Below are 19,206 nucleotides of genomic sequence, written 5' to 3' on the forward strand. Positions count from 1 at the left end.
CAACCAATGGAACACAAATGAACCAGCAGAATGCTACCATGCCTGCAAGGCCTGCCAGTGTAATGACGATGACTTTCCATTGTTCAAGAAGTTGTTTGACGCTGATTATTGTACCCATGTGGGTGATGCAAAGCATGATTGCTATGGTTCCTCCCAGAGGAGCACCTAGACCTGCCAGATCTACTATGTTATTTGGGAAGAATGTCCAATAACCGACTAGAAACAGGCAGGCCGTGACGAAACAAGACGGAATCCATGCCTTTGATTTTGTTCCTATGAACTCACCTATATAGTATGCAATGGCAAGAACGAGGAACGCTACTATGTTACTCATAAAATCCCTCCTATAAATTGATGTTTTTTAGTTGATTTATGTTTTGCTACACACATTTTTGTAGCATTACATCTAAAATAGTGCTGTCTGTATTGCTCATACCGTCAATGGAAACTTTAGCGAGATTCATTATTGTTTTTTCAGCAGTTTCACCAAGTATTCCATTATCCGATGGGATATAGATATTTTGCAGGGCCATATTGGAGGCATCTATTGCCGCATCTACTGCCACCGAAACTTTATAAGAGCAGCCCAGCTTTGCCCCGTCGCATATCATTCCGGAAATACCGGCTACCATATTGTTTATGGAACCTTTAATCTGTTCTTTATTTCCGCCCATCATATAGGTCAATCCAGCGGCACTTCCAACGCCTGCTGCAACACCGCAACCGCAAACAGGGGATAAGGTTCCAAGGTAAGCCTTGACAAATATAGTTACCAGATGGCTTAATGTTACGGAGCGAATTATTTTTTCCTTAGGAATATTCATACCGGAGCCGATGACAGCTATAGGGATAATGGTCACGAGGCCGTGGTTTCCTGAACCGGCACTGCTCATAACCGGAAGCAGATATCCAGACATTCTGGCTTCTGAAGCTGCGGCGGTATAGGCCTTAGCCTTAGAGAAAATGTCGTAAGCTTTGCCGTAAAAGCATTTACCTATTCCCTTGCCTAAGTCTTCGTTAATGCCAACATTGGCAATTCTCATATTCATATCGATACCGTCTTGAATAAATGCCAAGTTTTCTAAAGGTGTGCTGTTTGCAAAGTCTATGAGGTCATCAAAAGAAAAATCTTTGATCTTATATTTAATGTCCTTATTATGGGAGTTATTTTCTTCGGTATGTTTTGTTTGGGAAACATCACAATTATAAAGAATGACATCATTTTTGCTTTCGAATACGATGTTTGAATGACTGTTCTTTATTATTACGCAAGCCCTATCATTCTCTCCGAAAGCTTCCACATTAATATAAAGATTGTCAGCCTTTTCATCCAGACTCAATCTGATTATCTTAGAATCTATTATTTTTATGGCAGCTTTTATGCTTTCATCCGTTACATCTTTTAGAACTTCCAGTTGATACTTAGATTTTCCGATCACCAGCGAAAGAGCTGCGGCGAAAATTATACCTTTTTCATTGGTCCCAGGTATACCTACTCCCATTCCGTTTTTTAAGACATTCTTATCCACTTTGATTTCAAGTTTTTTTACCTCATCATTAAGCAATTCCTTAGCACGAGCTACAGCATAAGCCACAGCGCCGGGCTCTGTACACCCTAAAGCAGGTTTGACTTGATTCTTAAGGATTTCAATCAGAAGCTTATCATCTTTCATATTCATTACCTCCCGATTATTGAAAATGCAAGTAACATGCCAAAGCATCCAGCGAAGTCATGAAAGCTTTGAAACACTTTATTATGTTTATGGTGAAGAGGACATGGGATACTTGATATTGCTGATTTCAGCATATGACAGTGACATTGCTGCCTTTGCTTTCATATCATTGGCTGATGCGCTTTTACAATTAACTATATTTATCAAATTTGATAATTAAAGTTCCAAAATATTAGCAATGGAGCTATAATATGAATTGATGGTGAATATTTATTAAAAAAGATAAGCTTTTATCAAACTTGATAAATATATTGAACCAGAGGAAAACTAATATTTTGACAAGTATAATTATGTTATAATACTGAATTATGTAATCACATATTTATAATAAGGTTTGCTCTTTATACTCATTGAAAGGAAGTGATGAAATGAGCGTTTTAAAGAGCATCAAGAATGAACTTCAGCATATTATAGAGGCCATGAATGCGGTAACCAGCATTGATATAACCATTGTGGACGAAAATATGGAAAGAATTGTAGCTACGGGCATCCTAAAGGAAGGAGTAGGACAAAAGGCCCCCGTTAATTCCGTATTTCATAGCTGTCTTACCACGGGACAGCAGTATTTCATAGAAACTCCTACAGTGGATTCAATGTGCATTAATTGTACCAATCATTCTAACTGCAGGGAATTGGTGGAGATGTGTATTCCCATTAAGTTTAATGATGAGATAATCGGCGTTTTAGGCATGTGTGCCTTTGACAGGCAAGCTCAACAAAATCTTATAAACAACAAGGAAAGCTATATAAGATTCGAAAGTCAGCTTGGCAATATCATATCCACCATGCTCAGCGAAAAGAAATTCGGAATGATGCTGGAGTACCGTTCTTCTGAGCTATTGACTCTCATAAACTCTCTCAATGAAGGAATAATCATAATGGATAATAACAATGATGTGATTACCACAAATAAATATATAGTGGAGAAGTTACATTTGAGAAATGAATGTCCCTTTCCGATAAAAAGCATTTTACCGGCTAAAGTATATGAAAAACTGATATCAAATAACTTCTGCGGTGAAATAGGACCTGTAAATATCAATGGATATGAATTCATCATAAATGCAAATCCTATACTGATAAAAAATGAGAAGACGGGAATCATATTGGTTTTCTCTGATTTCAAAAAAATGAGGGAGTCTGTATTGAATTCTGCCATCAGCAAAAACCTTATAACCTTTGACTATATTTTAGGTGAAAGCGAAGCCTTTGTATATGCCCGCCAGCAGGCAATACAAGTAGCCCAAAGCGATGTTTCGGTAATGCTCATAGGAGAAACGGGCACAGGTAAGGAGATGTTTGCAAGAGCTATACATGCAGCCAGCCGTAGAAAGAATAATATCTTTTTGCCTATTAACTGCGGTGCCATACCGGAAAACCTTATAGAAAGCGAACTCTTCGGATATGAAAAAGGCTCTTTTACCGGTGCCAATGCCACAGGCAAGATTGGAAAGTTTGAGATTTGCAAAGACGGAACCCTTTTCTTGGATGAGATAGGAGACCTTCCTTATGCTATGCAGGTAAAGTTGCTTCGGGCTTTGGAGGAGAAGGAAATAATCAGAGTTGGCGGGCATACCCCAATCAAAGTTAACCCGAGAATAATCTCTGCCTGCCATGGTGATCTGAAGGCTATGGTAGAAGAAGGAACCTTCCGGGAAGATCTGTATTACAGGCTCAATGTGGTGCCAATATTTATACCTCCGTTAAGAGAGAGAGGATATGATATAATAATATTGTCCAGGTATTTCCTGAAACATTTTTCTCAAGTTTACAATAAAGATCTAAAAGGCTTTACGGAGGAATGTGAAAACTTTTTGATGAGTTATACTTTTCCGGGTAATATAAGAGAACTTCGTAATCTCATTGAATATGCGGTGATTTTTGAAGAAAGCAACCTCGTCGGAACGGAAAACATCAGAAAAAAGCTGGGCCGTACAAAAGAACGAAACAACATGACTTTGGGAGATATGGTAAAAGCCTATGAAAAGAAGATCATAGAAAGCTATCTTCAGCATTCGGGCAATAGCCTGGAGGCCAAGAGAGAAGTAGCCAGACAGTTGGGCATAAGCATAGCCACTCTTTATAGGAAGTTGGAATCATGACATTGGGCATCTTCGAGAAACTCGATGGAAATATTAATGGGTATGGTCTGTTATGCGGTGTTTAAAGCAAAATTAACCATACCCATTAATATTTAAATTTTTTGCTGTAATTTATTGATATTTAATTAACCAGATTTTGTACAAACAGAATGAAACAAATTGGATTAAATCACCTTGGTAAATCATCAAATAAATACAAAGAATGAGACAGAAAAGTTGAAACTGTGCAGTACTTGTTTCATTTAAATTGGAAAATATATATAAAAAGCCGAAATTAAATTATAAATTTATGGAAATTATGACATTGATAACTTGTATATAAAATATTCCGTCACCTTATACTATGATTAATCACCTTAATCATTTTATAAGGAAAGAAGGGATTTATTTGGATAAAATTTCTAAAAGAATGGTATCATTCTTATTAATATCGATAATGACTATTTCAATGGTATTATTTCCGGATACGGCTATTGAAGCTCAAGGCATAGATGAAAAAAAAGAGGTTAATCTTGTGGTAGATTCGCCGGGTAATGTAGATGCATTACCTAAGAATTTTCGCAAAACTACAGATTTAAGCATAATAAAAGATAATAAAAGCCTAAATTTAACGGGATTAGATAAATTAAATATTTCAGGCAGCCAGCAATTTTCGATGAAGAATTTTCCCATGCTCATAGATGCAATTGGTACTTCACTGCCAATAACTGTGGTAGACTTGAGACAAGAATCCCATGGATTTATCAATGAATACTCCGTAAGTTGGGCAGACGAAAAAAACAGTGCCAATTTGGGCTTGACCAGAGATCAGGTATTGCTGGATGAAGTAAATAAGCTGAACAGCATTAAGTTGAACACACCTATCAGTTTTTACAATCATCCTAAATTGACCATAACACCCACAAAAGTCCAAAACGAGGATAATCTTGTAAAGTCAAAAGGGTTGTCTTATCTGCGTGTAACTGTAAGAGACGGAGGAATACCCACCGATGACATGGTTGACTACTTTGTAGATGCCATAAAGGCACAACCGAAAAACGCGTGGCTTCATTTTCACTGCAAGGAAGGTATTGGAAGGACTACTACCTTTATGGTCATGTATGACATGATGAGAAATTATAAGTCAGCTAGTGCAGATGAAATCATAAAGCGACAGTTGGCTTTGGCAAATTTTAAGGAAAGTACAACCCAATCCTTCTACAATAAGGAAAGGATAGGTTTCTTGAATCAATTCTATGAATACTGTAAAGCTCATGGAAATAACTTCGATGTAGAATGGAGTCAATGGAAAAAAGCTGCTGCCAATTCAGCAGCTTTTCCTTTTAAACTGATTTCTGATATATTTTCCAGCTATATGAAGAATCCGGTATTGCCGAGGAGCTTGTATGTTGTATCTCTGGACTCTATGACACCAAGTGAAAAAGCCATGATTTCAAGCCTGCAGGGTATAGTAAACGGATGTTCCGTTTCACAGATATACACACTTAGTTCTTCCCATCCTGACTATAAAATATGGTTGGAGGATTTAAGGGATAATTATAATGTTTATTATAAGATAATTTCTGATCCCTGGGAATTGATAAGCATTTACAAGGACTATATAAATGGATATATCATATATGGCAGCAAAGTACAAAAAGATCCTTCCATAAACAATGCTTGTTCTCTTGCTTCGTTAACCAATGCTATAGTTGTGGAAGAATCACTTGAGGATAAAGTGAAGAGCTATGGTATAGAAAAAATGATAGGAGACTGCCGCAATACCGACGAAAGCTGGGCTTATGAAAATCTGTGGGATAAGGGGCTAAATCACTCCATGGTAATTCAGCTTTCTCCTGACAAAGCAGCTCCATTGAGAGACTATGCCATTATGACAAAATCGCTTGTATTCTATGAAGACAGTGTAGATGAAACTGATTTGAGAAGCAAAGTATTTTCATCAATGAAAGGAAATGCTGTTTGTTTGGGATGGGGACCTGATGAGTTCATCAATGTAAGTACGGCTTCAAAATATGGTGTTGCTGTAGTGGCAGCAGATTGGTCATATAATCTGACTACTTTAAGCGCATTTCCGTTAAAATCTATACCTAAAAAACCATTGCCACCTGTTGTGAAAGAGGATAATGTTCATTATGTGACTTTTCTCATGTCAGATGGAGATAATCAGCAGTGGAATTTGGGCAATAATTATTCTATTTATAAATGGTTTGGACATCCAAATAGATACAAGCTTAACTTGGGGTGGACCATTAGCCCGTCGCTATACTATTTGGCACCCACTGTATTTCAATTATATTATCAAGGCATAAGCAATGAAGAGGCAGATAACAATTTTATCGTATCACCGTCAGGAAACGGATATATTTTTCCAAGCAAATATGACATAAGGAAACTAGGTTCATATATCAATGTGCTGAATAGCTACATGGAGCGAGTAAACCAAAAGTATGTTGCTATAATAGACGACTCTTCCTTGTATGATGTACAACTGTGGGATAAGTTTACTGCAAAACCAAACATAGATGGGATATTCTATCTTGACTATAGCAGGCATGATAAATATAAGGGAGAAATTTTATGGTCCAATGATAAACCAGTCGTATCCTGCAGGGATTTGCTGTGGAATAACATTACCAGTGAAGATGAACTGGTAAAAAGAATTAATGAAAGAGTTAATGCAGGAGAAACAGATATAACAAAAACCAGTGCCTATACTTTCGTTTATGTCCATGTATGGAGTAAAGGCGTCAATAATGTTGAAGAGATTGTAAACAGGTTAAAAAAGAATCCCAAAGTAAGAATAGTAACTCCTGAAATGTTCATGGAATTGATAAAGAATAATGTGAGGCATCGGGAACGGTTCTCGGTGTCTTATTTAAAAACATAGAGAGGATTTTTATTTCTGATATATTGGATGTGGGGTAGAGCTACCTTCTTTAGTTCAAAAAAGCTGGGCTTGTTGAGTATTACTATGATTATAGTAGGCAAATATAAATATTATTTATGAAAAGTTATGGTTTTGAGAGTTTATTTCAAAGCTGTATAATACCATTGGTGTTTCATAAAAATAAAGAAAGGGAGTGTTTGGCATGATTAAAATGACAATAACAGCTAAGTTAGCAAGGAGGGTACATATCCTATAGGCCCTCCAAGTAAATTATTGAAATTCAGGGGGTAACTATGAGGATTCAAAAAGATAATATTGTAATCAGAAGCGCTATTATTGATGATGCCATTCAATTAAACAAGTGGTGGAATGACGGCAAGGTTATGGAACATGCAGGTTTTCCAAATGGGTTAGGAGAGCCTATAGAAGATACTATTGAAAACATTAAAAGAAGGACGGACATATTAAACCAGCTTTGCATTATAGAAATTGACGGTGAAGCTGTAGGTGAGTTGAGCTACAGCATTAAAGGGGATACAGCATATCCTGGATGGAAAATATGCAATTTTAATTATCAGAATAAAGGGTATGGTCCCAAAATCATCATGATGCTGTTCGAATTTCTTTTTACAGATGAAGCCATTAATTCAAAATGTGAAGTAGAAAAAATTGCTTGGGATACCATGCTGGAAAACGAAAGGGCCCAATTTGTCTATGAAAATAAAATTGGAGCCAGGAGAATTGGAATAAGAAAAGACTGTTGGAAGGATCAGAATGGCAAGTTGAGAACTGTTGTTGACTATGAACTTAGCAGGGAAGAATTCTTTAAGGTTAAAGAAGAAAGATTTGCGTAGCTTGATTTAGTTTAAAATATGTAATGATATTCAAAACAAAGCATTAGGCTTATATACTTAAGCCTAATGCTTTGTTTTGAATGAGCCTATTTTTAATAGATTCATGTATCTTAGGAATATGTGCCTTTTATACTGTTATTTACAAAATATGGAAATGAAGTTGGGGAATTAAAGTCATATAAGAATTAAGGGGTGAATAAGGTGGTTAAATTACGAAATCTTCTTCAAATTGAAGAGTAAATTTGAGGAGGGTAAAAATGAACAAAGTAATTATTAAAGAAGATGTAATACCTGAAATAGACCAATTAGCAGTCTTGTATAACGATGCAGGATGGTATACTTATACAAATGATGTAATAAAGCTGAAAAATGCTGTCCAAAATTCGTTAAAAGTGATTACTTCATGGGACAATGAAAAACTGGTTGGACTCATTCGTGTGGTAGGAGATGTTTTTTTTTCATCGTTTATATACAAGATATTTTGATTTTAGAAGAATACAAAGGACAAGGCATTGGGAGCCGATTATTAATGCTGATTCTGGAACGCTATAAAACGGTTCGCCAGATAGTTTTAATGACGGAGCAAACCGAAAAGACAATAAATTTTTATAAGAAAAACGGGATGATAAAAGTCGAAGATTACAATTGCGTTGCTTTTGTGAGGTTTAATGGAAATTAGCAGAAACATGGCTGTATTTTTTTGAAAAATACCTGTCATGACTTTGAAAATAACAATAAAATAGGCCATGTTTTGAACTAAATAGAAGAGTAATGACAGGTTATACTGAATTTAATAAAACATGACATACAGTTGTCATATTAAAAAAAGTATAATTATAGAAAACAGAAGAAGAGAAAATGAAGGCACATGTAGAGGAAGTCCTTATTTACAGGGGATGTATATCAGCTAAGATCATGGGAGTTTGTGTTGTCTCTATGATATGGTTATTGCTTAGTTATGGGTCTGTCAAGGGGTCACCATGATCAATGGGAAAGCACTTCATTTAAAACATATTTAAGGAGGAGTATATAAATGAGCAAATACGAAAATGCAATGAAACTTATGGAGGAGTTTTGTGGAAATGGCAAGGACAATCTTATCGCTCTTGCTACAATATCATTGACACCGAACGCCGCTGGTAATCCACGTCCTTCTGTTCGCATTGTTGATGCATATTATGAAGACGGTAAGTTCTATGTTTCTTCAGCTTCATGGAAAAACAAAACCCTGGAGATTGAAAAGAACAATGAAGTTTCTGTCTGCGGATTGGATCTGTTCACAGCTCATGGTATAGCTGAGAACCTAGGATGGGTTAAAGATGAGAAAAATGCAGAAATAAGAGCCAAGATGAAAAAATACTTCGAATGGTTCAATGACCATGCTAATGAAGACAGCCCTGAGTCAATTGTTTTGCAAATTACTCTTACAGAAGCAACAATTACTGATAACGAAAAAAAATATGGCGACTGGCAATATAAAGTTGATTTTGTAAATAAAACAGCGGAGTAAGTTCATTTGTTCTTAGGAAGTACAAAATAAATCATGCTGCCTATAATTAAAAACGTAATTATATAATTATTATTTGAAGGGAAAGGTAATAAACCTTTCCCTTCAATGTTATGGTTCCATTTACCATATAGATCCTAAAATTCTGGCGAAGCATTCTTATAGATCTTAAAATTTATGGTTGAATATACTGAATTACCAAAAAACAAGGGCTTGAAAGATATTGCCGGACAGACTGAAACTAGCAATGTTTCAGAAAGTGTGTTCATATACAAACCAACAAAGTTATCTGTACTTTCTAATGTTAATCGGAAGTTTTATCCGGGTACTTTATTTCTCCATTAATGAGCTTTTTTATAAAGCCTGCTTGCATTATAGCATCGAATTCTCGAACATCAAAACTGTTATTTATAAAAAGCTTCCCCAGCTCCGTAAGTTTGTAAAAGCCTCTTTTAGGAGATTCTATTAGGCCTTGATTTTTAAGCTTAAGTATAACAAACCTAACCCGATTTTCGTAACGACTTATATTGGCTTTGGAAGGGATGTTTCTCTGATTAGAGCTTATATTTAGTGCATTTGCACAATATTCGTATATTTCTTGCACATTTGCACCTAATTTGGAATCCTTTGGCTTAGCTATGTATTGAAAAACATAAGGGATCATTTCTTTTTCCGTAGGTAAGGAGCTATCGTTGTTTTGACTTAAGTCTGTTATTCCATTGGAGTTGATTTCTTTTTTTATAAGCGATATTAGCGAATTATTGATGGAAGTTTGTGCGTTAACCCATTCCAATACTTCCTTATCCACATTCAATGGGAATCTTATGCTTATTGTATCTCCTTCTGCAATTTTTTTTGGTGCCATGGGAATCCCTCCTGTTATTCATATTTGTTTTTTACAATATGTAATTACAATGTATATTATATAATGTATGCGCAATGAAAGCAAGTTTTTTTTAAAAAAATTTTGAAATCATAATACGTTTCACCTATCATTTTTTTCTATTCTAAAATTAGCTTTAAGCCTTTTTCTACGAAATGCTTTACTCTTTTATTGGTGAAAAATTACTTAAAAATGTATTTGAAGATGAAACAATAATAACTGGGAGATTATTGATGTGCTTGAATTAGATTTAAAGGATATTCTATTTTTAGATAAAATGATACCAAAGCAAAATGAGTTTTGAGAAATCTATAGATATATTTTAGACATTTGCAAAAAATAATTTTAAATTCTATTGATATTTATTTTAGGCAAGTGTAAAATATAAATATAGGCAATTGTCTAAAAAGGAGACGATATGAATGAGCAGTTTTAGAAGACTACCTGACACGGAATTCGAGATCATGAAAGTGGTGTGGTCAAAGGAACCGCCCATAACAAGTAACATGGTTATGGAAGCCTTAGGTAATGAGCGCGGATGGAAAGCACCGACTGTAATTTCACTGATGCTCCGGCTGGTGGAAAAGGGGTTTTTGCGGACAGAGAAAAAGGGTAAGGAGCGTACCTTTTTTCCGCTTATAAGCAAAGAGGATTATCTGAAATTCGAGACAGGTAACTTTATGAAACTTTATCATGAAAACTCATTTCTTAGTTTTGTGAATACTCTTTATGATGGCAAGCAGCTTAAGGATTCCGACATCGAAGAACTGATGAAATGGGTAAAAGAACGGAGGACTTGACGTGCAGGTGTTTATGGCTGCATTAATGGAATGTTCTGTCACCATGTCGGTGCTTATATTGGCATTTATTCTTGCTACTCCGTGGTTGTCAAGAAAATATTCTGCAAAATGGTTGTATTATATCTGGTTGGTGCTTGTAATAGGTCTAATCATTCCATTCAGGGTTCATCCGGATACAGCGCTTATTCAGATTGAGGCTGACCCTGATTATATAAGGCAAATCATGCCGGGATATGGGGATAATGCTGTAGAGGTAGCAATTTCAGACAATATACCGACACAGGTTCTATCGGTAATTCTATGGCGTCAAACCGGTTAAGCTGCAAATATGCCCCTGTATTTCAAGTCCAATGCTCATTGGCTTTTTAAAACCTGTAATCTTATTGCCGGGGTATGATTTTTCAATGGATGAATTGTCATACATCCTCAAACATGAGCTGATACACTTAAGACGAAAGGATTTGTGGTATAAAAGGCTGGTGTTTATTGCTACTGCCATCCACTGGTTTAATCCTGTGGTGTATGCCATGGCAAAGGCAATAGCCTCACAATGCGAGATATCATGTGATGCTGAGGTAGTAAAAAAGGCTGATATTGGCACGAGACAGCGTTACAGTGAAATCATCATTGGAATCATTAAAAATCAATCAAGAACTCAAACAGCATTCTCAACAAATTTTTATGGAGGTGAAAAAGGCATGAAGAAAAGAATATTTTCCATTATGGACACAAGCCAAAAAAAGGCAGCAATTGTAGTTCTTTGCCTGGTTTTGGCAGCAACACTGGGGACGGGGGTGGTGGCATCTGCAACCAGTTTACCGCCGGTTCACGAATCATATGCCACATATGTACTTTCATCAGGAGAAGACCCTTAACAGGCTGTCCAGAATATATCTACAAAAGAAGATTTGCTATCAGAATACGGGCGGTTCGGCATTTCCTTCGATAAAGACGGGAATATGTATTTTAATGATGAGCTTGTGAGGTATTTTTGGGATGGTGTGGAGTCAGGCAATAACGCTTCAATTGTTAATTATGAATATTTGAATGAAGATGGTGTAATTGACGTTCACACAATACGCAAAGTCGAGGACAATGGGGATGGAAGCATAAATCCTTTTGGTGACTTGATTGGAATTGTGAAATACACACAAGAGGAATTCGCTCAAAGAAACTTGGATGATTTGAAGGGATACTACAATCCGGTCACATATGTAATGGGAGATGTTACATCAGAGGGTAAAACATTTGCAGAGATGTTTGCTGAGTATAAGGCTTTTGGTATTGAATACAAAGAGCTTCAAGAAAACGGCAGGGGTAATGTTTATTATAACGGTCAATTAGTAAAAAAATTTATAGATGAAAATAAAGCAGGCGGCATTTTTACTTATGAGTCTGTTGACGGTGGGCAAATCACTGTTCATACAATTTATGATCAAAAGGGAAAGTTGATAGGAGTTGAAAAACAGTAAGGGGCCTCAATGGATTTGACACGCAGGATAGATTAAAATTCATGAATTTGAGATATGGTAAATGTACAGAAGATGAATCAATTTTATGAAGGATTTTTCAACAAAAAATATATAATGAGGTGGGGTTATGAAAAATAAAATATTATTTAAACTAATTGCTGTATCCATGATATTAGCTTTGGTTGTCTGCTCAAAAAGCCTTGCATTTGTCAATGAAGACAAGTCTTTAGAAAAGCCAATGGGGAAAATTTACTTGTATGGAGAATATCATGGCAATGAAAAGATATTGGAAAAAGAATTGGAACTATGGAGTAAGTATTATCATGAGGATAACATGCGTCACTTATTTGTTGAAGAGCCTTATTATACTGCGGAGTTTTTAAACCTTTGGATAAAGGCAGACAACGACGATATTTTAAATGAGGTCTTTGAAGATTGGAAAGGTACAGCATCCTATAAGGAATGTGTCAAAGAGTTTTATAAAAAAATAAAAAAGCAGTGTCCGGAAACTATTTTCCATGGAACTGATGTAGGGCATCAATATGATTCAACGGGGCGACGATTTTTAAAGTACCTTGAAGAAAATAATATGAAAGGAACAGAGAAATACATATTGACCATGGAAGCCATCGAACAGGGAAAAGTTTTTTATAAAGATGAAGACTTTGCTTACCGGGAAAACAAAATGGTAGAAAATTTTATCCGCGAGTTTGACAAATTAGAGGGCGCCAATATTATGGGAATCTATGGGGGAGCACATACAGATTTTTATGCTATGGAATATAATACTCAATCCGTTCCCTGCATGGCTAATCAATTGAAAGTGCGTTATGGAGATGCCATTTGGGCAGAGGATCTGACATGGTTAACAAAGATGATTGAACCAGAGAGAGTGGATAAATTCACCATCAATAACAAAGAGTATAAAGCCAGCTATTTTGGAAAGCAAGATTTAAACGGTTTTAATGGTTATGCCTATAGACAATTCTGGCGCTTGGAAAATGCTTATGATGACTTTAAGAACAATGAGAAAACAGGGGATGTATTGCCTTATGATAATTACCCAATGTTGATAGAAACAGGCCAGGTTTTTGTTATAGACTATGTAAAAACAGACGGATTTGTAGAAAGAACATACTATCGCTCTGATGGGTATGTCTGGGAAGGGTTGCCTTCAACAGAAGAGTTTGTCATAAAATAGGTGGCAAAAGCGTATAAACCATAAATTCATATGAATCTATTAAGGGATATAAGTAAAAAGCTTGGTACAATGCAAGCATGCCAGGCTTTTTCTATTTATATCCGATACATAGTATAATTAAAATAGTATATGTCAAAACAAAGCAAAAAAATAGGGGAATTTAAGGATACAAGGAAATTAATATAATTGATTCTTGTCGCTTCCAGCTATCATGATTTAAAAGAATTGTCCAACAACTATATTTAATATGACATGCTGATGTCATATTAAATACATTATAATAATTTTAAAAACAGAAGGTGAGAAAACATGAGTGCACATGATAGAGGCCCAATAACTCAAAAACCCATCAGTGAAATTGCTGAATACATAAAAAATTTGATACCGGCCAATATACCTGAGAATTATGCCATAAAACCCAGATTTGAAAGCATCGCAAAGGAAGAGATCATACGAAAGGGCGTTGTTGCTTTCAGAGATTTTTTGTATTTATTTTGCCACCGTTTAATTTCAGATGGACATTTATTTGTAAAGCCACAAAAAAATCCGAAGAGCCAGATGGATTATCCCTTTTTACATAGTATTACAGATCTGTTAGCTGATATAGGTTACTATGGTAAGCTGTCTGAGGATGGACAAACATTATTGGTAACAGAATTGCCCTCATATACATCTTCAATTGATGGGAAAGGGAATAAAAAAAATCCAAAAAACTCTTCTTCTATGCTGCTTGAATGCTTGCGTTTTTTAACTTTATGTGGTTTTGCTTTTAACGGTGTTGATTTAGAAGCAAAGAAGGTTAATATTTCCGGAATAGGATTATTGGAAGTATCATACCCCAATGACCCTGTCTTGTTGGTTGGGTTGAAAGTTATGGCTATTGCAGATGTAGAGTTGCGCAGGAAAAGATATATAAACGACAATAATCACGATAATCTTTTATGTTGTGATTACAGGTTAATAAAGGAAGAAGATTCAGATGTACTTGATGTTTTGAGAGATTTTTTACATCCGTTACCTGAAGAAGTCCAAAAGCTGGCATTAGAATTGCACCAGCGTTATATAGATATGGGAATGACTTGTGCAGTCATTAAATCGGTATTGGATATTCATTTTGCTTATGCAGATATAAAGAATAGTCGGAAAGTCTTATCCACAAAAGATATATATCAAAAGAGAGCATGGGAGTTTTCCTTTACCATGAGATTTGGTTATTGCTTAGTTATAAAAGCCAAAAAAGTAGATAAATATTCTGATGTTATCAAAGAGTTTCCCTCACACTTGCAACAATTAATTGCAAGGGGATATGGCTGTGACAGGAAGTTGCGCAATGAACCATGTCAGTGCGGTTGTCATGGATTCCGCATACCTTTGGACAATTCAATATTAAATATTGGCAGCAGCATTGAAACATGGCTTGATAATGAAATAAAAAAATAAACCCTCTCTCTAGATTAAATAAATATGGTCTGCCTGAAAAGGTATAAATCATATAGTGCTAGGTGCATAAGCTGTCAGGTTGATAACAACTAAATGTATAACCTGATAGCTTGTTCCTGGCACTTTTTGTCCTATTTTGGCATCTTTATTTAATTATTGGGGTTTGGGGGAGTTTTGATCTTTGGAATAAGCGATTAGTACCACTTGTTCACCCAACTCCTAGGTTAATTCCGCTTCATATTTTTTAACTTTGCTCTAAGCTTTGCATCATCTTTTATTTCTGCAAGTCTATAGTTTTCTTAATCCATCGGAACACCTCCTGGTTTTTACTGTTGTATTCAAATATGGCCATTACATCAGGTTTTCAGCCATTCGATTATTAGCATGTACAAAAAACAGATGTACAGTTATATGGTTAAGAAAAATTTAAGATTTTCTCAAAAATTTATTATGAAAAATGTTATATAATGGGAAGGGATAATAAATAGATGATTAGTTTATTTGGTGGTGGGATAGTCTATGATCAATAAGGAAACGGTGCTTATTGTTGATGATGAAAAGGAAATCAGCGATTTAATAGAAATTTATCTTAAAAATGATGGCTATAGTGTGTTGAAGGCATCCAATGGGCTTGAGGCCATTAAGATTCTGGAAGAGAATGAGGTACATCTCATCATTCTTGATATAATGATGCCAAAAATGGATGGGATACAAACCTGCATGAAAATAAGGGAAGAAAAAAACATGCCTATAATTATGCTATCTGCTAAAAGCCAGGATATAGACAAGATTATAGGTCTTAGTACCGGTGCTGATGATTATGTGACAAAACCGTTTAATCCTTTGGAGCTAATGGCTCGTGTCAAGTCTCAACTAAGACGATATACAAGGCTTAATACTCCAAAACCGTCAAAGAAGGATGAAATTGAAATTGGCAATATAAGCATAAATGTTGCTACCCATGAGGTGTTTGTTGATGGGAAAGAGGTAAAGCTTACCCCAAAGGAGTTCGATATTCTTGAGCTTCTTGCAAGAAATAAGGGTATAGTATTCAGCACACAAAAGATATTTGAAAGCGTATGGAAAGAAGATTATTATGAATCTGACAATACAGTGATGGTGCATATCAGAAAAATAAGGGAAAAGATTGAGCTGGATCCGAGAAAACCTCAATATATAAAAACTGTTTGGGGAGTGGGGTATAAATTTGAAAGTTAGATTTTTAGACTTTTCATGGTTGATGAAACCAATAGTCTGGCTCATGAAACCAATTATCCGGTTGGTGAAGCTGCTTTTTTGGCCCATAAGAAAATTGCTTTCACCAGTGAAGCAATTTTCCAGATCTTTAAAAGCAATTTGTCAAGAAATTATTATCAGGATTAAAGCCAGCATTCGAATGCAATTGATTCTGACTTTTGTCCTATGCCTTTTGGTGTCTATATTTCTTGGAACCTATACTTATGAGACTTTGACGGCTTATACAAGAAATGCCTATATAGAATACACCATAAGCATGTATGAAACTGATGATATTGTGAGAGGTATTGCTGAAAGCATTGAGGAGACGCCTGATTTACGGTTGGATGATGATTATATTCAGAAAATTATAGATGAAGCTGTTGAAGAGGGAAATTTAAAAGTAATGATTACGGATATGGATGGTAAGGTATTATACAAATCAGCCAATGTTGTAGAAAATGAGATTGATTTGTATGAACTGATTAGAAATATAAAGCATGTAGAAGACCGTTCGAGAGTTCCCCAAACATTAATGGAATATTCCTGCCTTTATCCTTCAAGGCTAAAGGACATGAAGGTTTATGTTATCGGCACCGGAGTACCTGAAGCAAATATTGCCTATGAATATACAGGAGCTGGAGCAGCCACCTTGATAACCACAATTGTGTACATAGGAGTATTCATCATAACTTTTCAACTTCTCACAAAGAAAAAGATGAAATATATAGAGGAAATAGCCGCAGGACTTCAGGTCATATCTACAGGTAACCTTGATTTCAGAGTGCCAAGGAAGGGGTCCGATGAACTGGCCTCTCTTGCCAATAACATTAATAATATGGCAGAAGAACTTAAATCCAAGATAGAAGAAGAGCGGAAAGCGGAGAGAACAAAAAATGAATTGATTACCAACATATCACATGATTTGAGAACTCCCCTTACTTCCATTATGGGATATTTGAAACTCATAAGTGATAAGAAATATGAAGACAGCAAGCAATTAGAGGATTTTGTAAACATAGCCTATGGCAAGGCAGAAAAGCTTAAGACGCTTATAGATGATCTTTTTGAATACACTAAGATATCTAACGAAGGTATTAAGTTAAATATTGCCGAAGTAAATATAAATGAACTTTTGGAACAATTGATTGAAGAATTGGTGCCTGCCAGTGAGGAGAACCAATTGGAATTCGTAAAGGAAATACCTCATGAAAAAATAATTGTGAATGTGGATGCAGATTTGATGGTTAGAGTTTTTGAAAATCTTCTGGTCAATGCCATTAGATATTCCTACAAGCCAGGAAAGATAGCCATCAATTTAAGTTGTATTGATGGTAAGGTTACAGTGTGCATAGAAAACAGAGGAGATCCCATACCTTCAGAAGAACTACCTAATCTTTTCAATAGGTTTTATAGACTTGAGAAGTCCAGAACATCATCCATGGGTGGTTCAGGCCTTGGACTTGCCATAGCTAAAAGCATAGTGGATCTTCACCAAGGAGATATATGGGCAGAATGTAAAGGAAACTGTATCAGGTTTTTCGTAGGATTGAAGCAAAAATAGCCTTTGAAAAAGCGATTACATGGCTTTTTCTCCATGTTCAATTTAAAATGATTTATAGAAGGGCTTCCTTAGATGTAAATACTTTTGAAGGATGCCCTTTTTATAATGCTAGGAAAGTATAAATTTTTAATTTATACTCTCCGCAAAAGCATTTCAAGAAAGGCTTCATTGATTGATAAAATGCTTCCAAAGAAAGCCTTCCTTATTTCTAAAAAGTATGTATGTCAATATACATAAAGTTTTAAAGCAAATTTAAGATAATATTAAGATATTGTTTAATGATTGTTAAACTCCTTATTGCATAATAAATGCATCACATAAAAAGGAGTTTATGAATCATGGATAAAAAGCATATTTATATTGTCCTTGTTAGAACCAAAACTTTAGTTTCAAGGCTTGTAAGGCTATTTATGAAGGATGAATATACCCATGCTGCAATTTCCTTGGATAGGGACCTAAAACATATGTACGGTTTTGGGAGGAAATATACATATAATCCTTTCATTGGGGCCTTCAGGAGGGAATATATAGATAGAGGAGTTTACAAGCTTCATAAGAAAGTACCCTGTATGGTGTTGGAGGTGGAAGTTTCGGATGAGCAATACAAGAAGGCTCAAAGCATAATAAAACGGTTTTATACTAACAGCCATCTCTACAAATACAATTACAAAGGACTTTTATGTAATTTACTTAATATTGGGACATGGGATGATAAACATTTCCTTTGTTCAGAATTTGTTTATTATGTTTTAAATGAAATAGGAATTGTAGATTTTAATATGCCTAGAAACCTGGTAAGACCCCAAAGCCTATTGAATATCAAAAGCAATGTTGTATATAAAGGAGACTTAAAAGGTTACAAGCAAAGAAAGAGAGATTTTGCCGGGGCAAAAAGTCTTATCAGGGGGTTAAGCACCGTATATGAGTAACAGGGCGGAGAAACTAAAGCATATTTTTAGGGTTTTAGTGGTTATTGGAGCGTTAATTTGTATAGGGGTATATGTAAAAGTAAGTGGCATTATGCAGGTCCTTACATCATTGGAGGAGTTTAGAAAATATATAGCCGGCTTTGGAGCAAAAGCAGATTTGGTGTTTTTCATTGTCCAGCTTGCTTCTGTCATTTTTGCACCAATACCGAGCAATGTAAGTTCAGCGGCAGGAGCAATGATATTTGGTTTATGGAAGTCCTTTATCATCAGCACAACTGCAATAATATTAGGGTCTATCATTGTGTTTGCGCTGGCAAGAAAGTTTGGGAAGCCCTTTGCTGACAGGTTTGTAAATGACAAAGTTACAATCAAATATGGACATCTTCTTGCAATGAAAGGAGAGATGCTGCTGGCTATAATGTTATTCCTTCCTTTCTTTCCCGATGATGCAATTTGCATTGTGGCAGGGCTCAGCAATATAAAATTCAGCAAATTTCTTACCATCGTTATTTTTACTCGGCCTTGGGGGATTCTGGTTTCATCGGTTGTCGGTTCAATGGATACAATTATCAGATGGTGGGGTTAAGAAATCTAATTG

General features: G+C 35.6%; 18 protein-coding genes and 1 pseudogene. 16 read left to right on the forward strand and 3 right to left on the reverse strand.

All coding sequences use genetic code 11. The features are described from left to right. Both BUB48_RS12625 and BUB48_RS12630 read right to left on the reverse strand, forming a co-directional pair. A pseudogene (locus tag BUB48_RS12625) lies at window positions 1–334 on the reverse strand (hypothetical protein); the annotation flags it as partial. Window positions 335–380: 46 nt separating this feature from the next. After that, a complete protein-coding gene (locus BUB48_RS12630; RefSeq protein ID WP_084524595.1) occupies window positions 381–1,673 on the reverse strand; it encodes an L-cysteine desulfidase family protein in 1,293 nt (430 codons plus the stop codon). A gap of 428 nt (window positions 1,674–2,101) precedes the next feature. Here BUB48_RS12630 and BUB48_RS12635 point away from each other — a divergent pair, with 428 nt between their 5' ends. The 6 genes from BUB48_RS12635 (at window position 2,102) to BUB48_RS12655 (ending at window position 9,086) form a co-directional block, all read left to right on the forward strand. Beyond that, window positions 2,102–3,835, forward strand: a complete 1,734-nt coding sequence (locus BUB48_RS12635; protein ID WP_073026596.1) for a sigma-54 interaction domain-containing protein — start codon at window positions 2,102–2,104, stop codon at window positions 3,833–3,835. Window positions 3,836–4,223: 388 nt separating this feature from the next. Next, the gene (locus BUB48_RS12640; protein WP_073026597.1) at window positions 4,224–6,722 is read left to right on the forward strand and encodes a GxGYxYP domain-containing protein; all 2,499 of its coding nucleotides are present in this window, start codon (window positions 4,224–4,226) and stop codon (window positions 6,720–6,722) included. Window positions 6,723–7,015: 293 nt separating this feature from the next. Further along, entirely contained in the window at window positions 7,016–7,576 is a 561-nt protein-coding gene (locus tag BUB48_RS12645) for a GNAT family N-acetyltransferase (protein WP_073026598.1), read from the forward strand. Window positions 7,577–7,833: 257 nt separating this feature from the next. Next, a complete protein-coding gene (locus tag BUB48_RS18600) occupies window positions 7,834–8,061 on the forward strand; it encodes a hypothetical protein (protein WP_242944212.1) in 228 nt (75 codons plus the stop codon). Then, on the forward strand, window positions 8,058–8,255 hold the full coding sequence (locus BUB48_RS19155; RefSeq protein ID WP_242944213.1) for a GNAT family N-acetyltransferase: 198 nt from the start codon (window positions 8,058–8,060) through the stop codon (window positions 8,253–8,255). Before BUB48_RS18600 ends, BUB48_RS19155 begins: the two co-directional genes overlap by 4 nt. Before the next feature lie 354 nt (window positions 8,256–8,609). Next, on the forward strand, window positions 8,610–9,086 hold the full coding sequence (locus BUB48_RS12655; protein ID WP_073026599.1) for a pyridoxamine 5'-phosphate oxidase family protein: 477 nt from the start codon (window positions 8,610–8,612) through the stop codon (window positions 9,084–9,086). A 301-nt stretch (window positions 9,087–9,387) separates the two neighbouring features. On the opposite strand, the gene BUB48_RS12660 is transcribed toward BUB48_RS12655, so the two are convergent. Next, a complete protein-coding gene (locus BUB48_RS12660; RefSeq protein ID WP_073026600.1) occupies window positions 9,388–9,948 on the reverse strand; it encodes a winged helix-turn-helix domain-containing protein in 561 nt (186 codons plus the stop codon). 440 nt (window positions 9,949–10,388) lie between these two features. On the opposite strand from BUB48_RS12660, the gene BUB48_RS12665 reads away from it, so the two are divergent. From BUB48_RS12665 to BUB48_RS12710, 10 genes are all read left to right on the forward strand, one after another. Next, on the forward strand, window positions 10,389–10,766 hold the full coding sequence (locus BUB48_RS12665) for a BlaI/MecI/CopY family transcriptional regulator (RefSeq protein WP_073026601.1): 378 nt from the start codon (window positions 10,389–10,391) through the stop codon (window positions 10,764–10,766). Between the two features lies 1 nt (window position 10,767). Further along, on the forward strand, window positions 10,768–11,085 hold the full coding sequence (locus BUB48_RS12670; protein WP_073026602.1) for a M56 family metallopeptidase: 318 nt from the start codon (window positions 10,768–10,770) through the stop codon (window positions 11,083–11,085). A gap of 31 nt (window positions 11,086–11,116) precedes the next feature. Then, on the forward strand, window positions 11,117–11,641 hold the full coding sequence (locus BUB48_RS12675) for a M56 family metallopeptidase (protein ID WP_073026603.1): 525 nt from the start codon (window positions 11,117–11,119) through the stop codon (window positions 11,639–11,641). Window positions 11,642–11,725: 84 nt separating this feature from the next. Further along, window positions 11,726–12,238 (forward strand): hypothetical protein, encoded by a 513-nt coding sequence (locus BUB48_RS12680; RefSeq protein ID WP_073026604.1) that lies wholly within the window; start codon window positions 11,726–11,728, stop codon window positions 12,236–12,238. Window positions 12,239–12,365: 127 nt separating this feature from the next. Next, the gene (locus BUB48_RS12685; protein ID WP_073026605.1) at window positions 12,366–13,439 is read left to right on the forward strand and encodes a hypothetical protein; all 1,074 of its coding nucleotides are present in this window, start codon (window positions 12,366–12,368) and stop codon (window positions 13,437–13,439) included. Window positions 13,440–13,748: 309 nt separating this feature from the next. Next, the gene (locus BUB48_RS12690) at window positions 13,749–14,879 is read left to right on the forward strand and encodes a hypothetical protein (RefSeq protein WP_073026606.1); all 1,131 of its coding nucleotides are present in this window, start codon (window positions 13,749–13,751) and stop codon (window positions 14,877–14,879) included. A gap of 519 nt (window positions 14,880–15,398) precedes the next feature. Then, window positions 15,399–16,097 carry a response regulator transcription factor gene (locus tag BUB48_RS12695; protein WP_073026607.1) on the forward strand — a complete coding sequence of 233 codons (699 nt, stop codon included), beginning with the start codon at window positions 15,399–15,401 and terminating at the stop codon, window positions 16,095–16,097. After that, a complete protein-coding gene (locus BUB48_RS12700; protein ID WP_084524597.1) occupies window positions 16,087–17,679 on the forward strand; it encodes a HAMP domain-containing sensor histidine kinase in 1,593 nt (530 codons plus the stop codon). Before BUB48_RS12695 ends, BUB48_RS12700 begins: the two co-directional genes overlap by 11 nt. A gap of 338 nt (window positions 17,680–18,017) precedes the next feature. Next, window positions 18,018–18,608 carry a hypothetical protein gene (locus tag BUB48_RS12705; RefSeq protein ID WP_073026608.1) on the forward strand — a complete coding sequence of 197 codons (591 nt, stop codon included), beginning with the start codon at window positions 18,018–18,020 and terminating at the stop codon, window positions 18,606–18,608. Further along, the gene (locus BUB48_RS12710) at window positions 18,601–19,194 is read left to right on the forward strand and encodes a TVP38/TMEM64 family protein (protein ID WP_073026609.1); all 594 of its coding nucleotides are present in this window, start codon (window positions 18,601–18,603) and stop codon (window positions 19,192–19,194) included. The genes BUB48_RS12705 and BUB48_RS12710 overlap by 8 nt, the downstream gene beginning before the upstream one ends. The last annotated feature ends 12 nt before the right edge of the window (window positions 19,195–19,206 follow it).

The organism is Lutispora thermophila DSM 19022, assembly GCF_900142105.1.
GTDB lineage: Bacteria > Bacillota > Clostridia > Lutisporales > Lutisporaceae > Lutispora > Lutispora thermophila.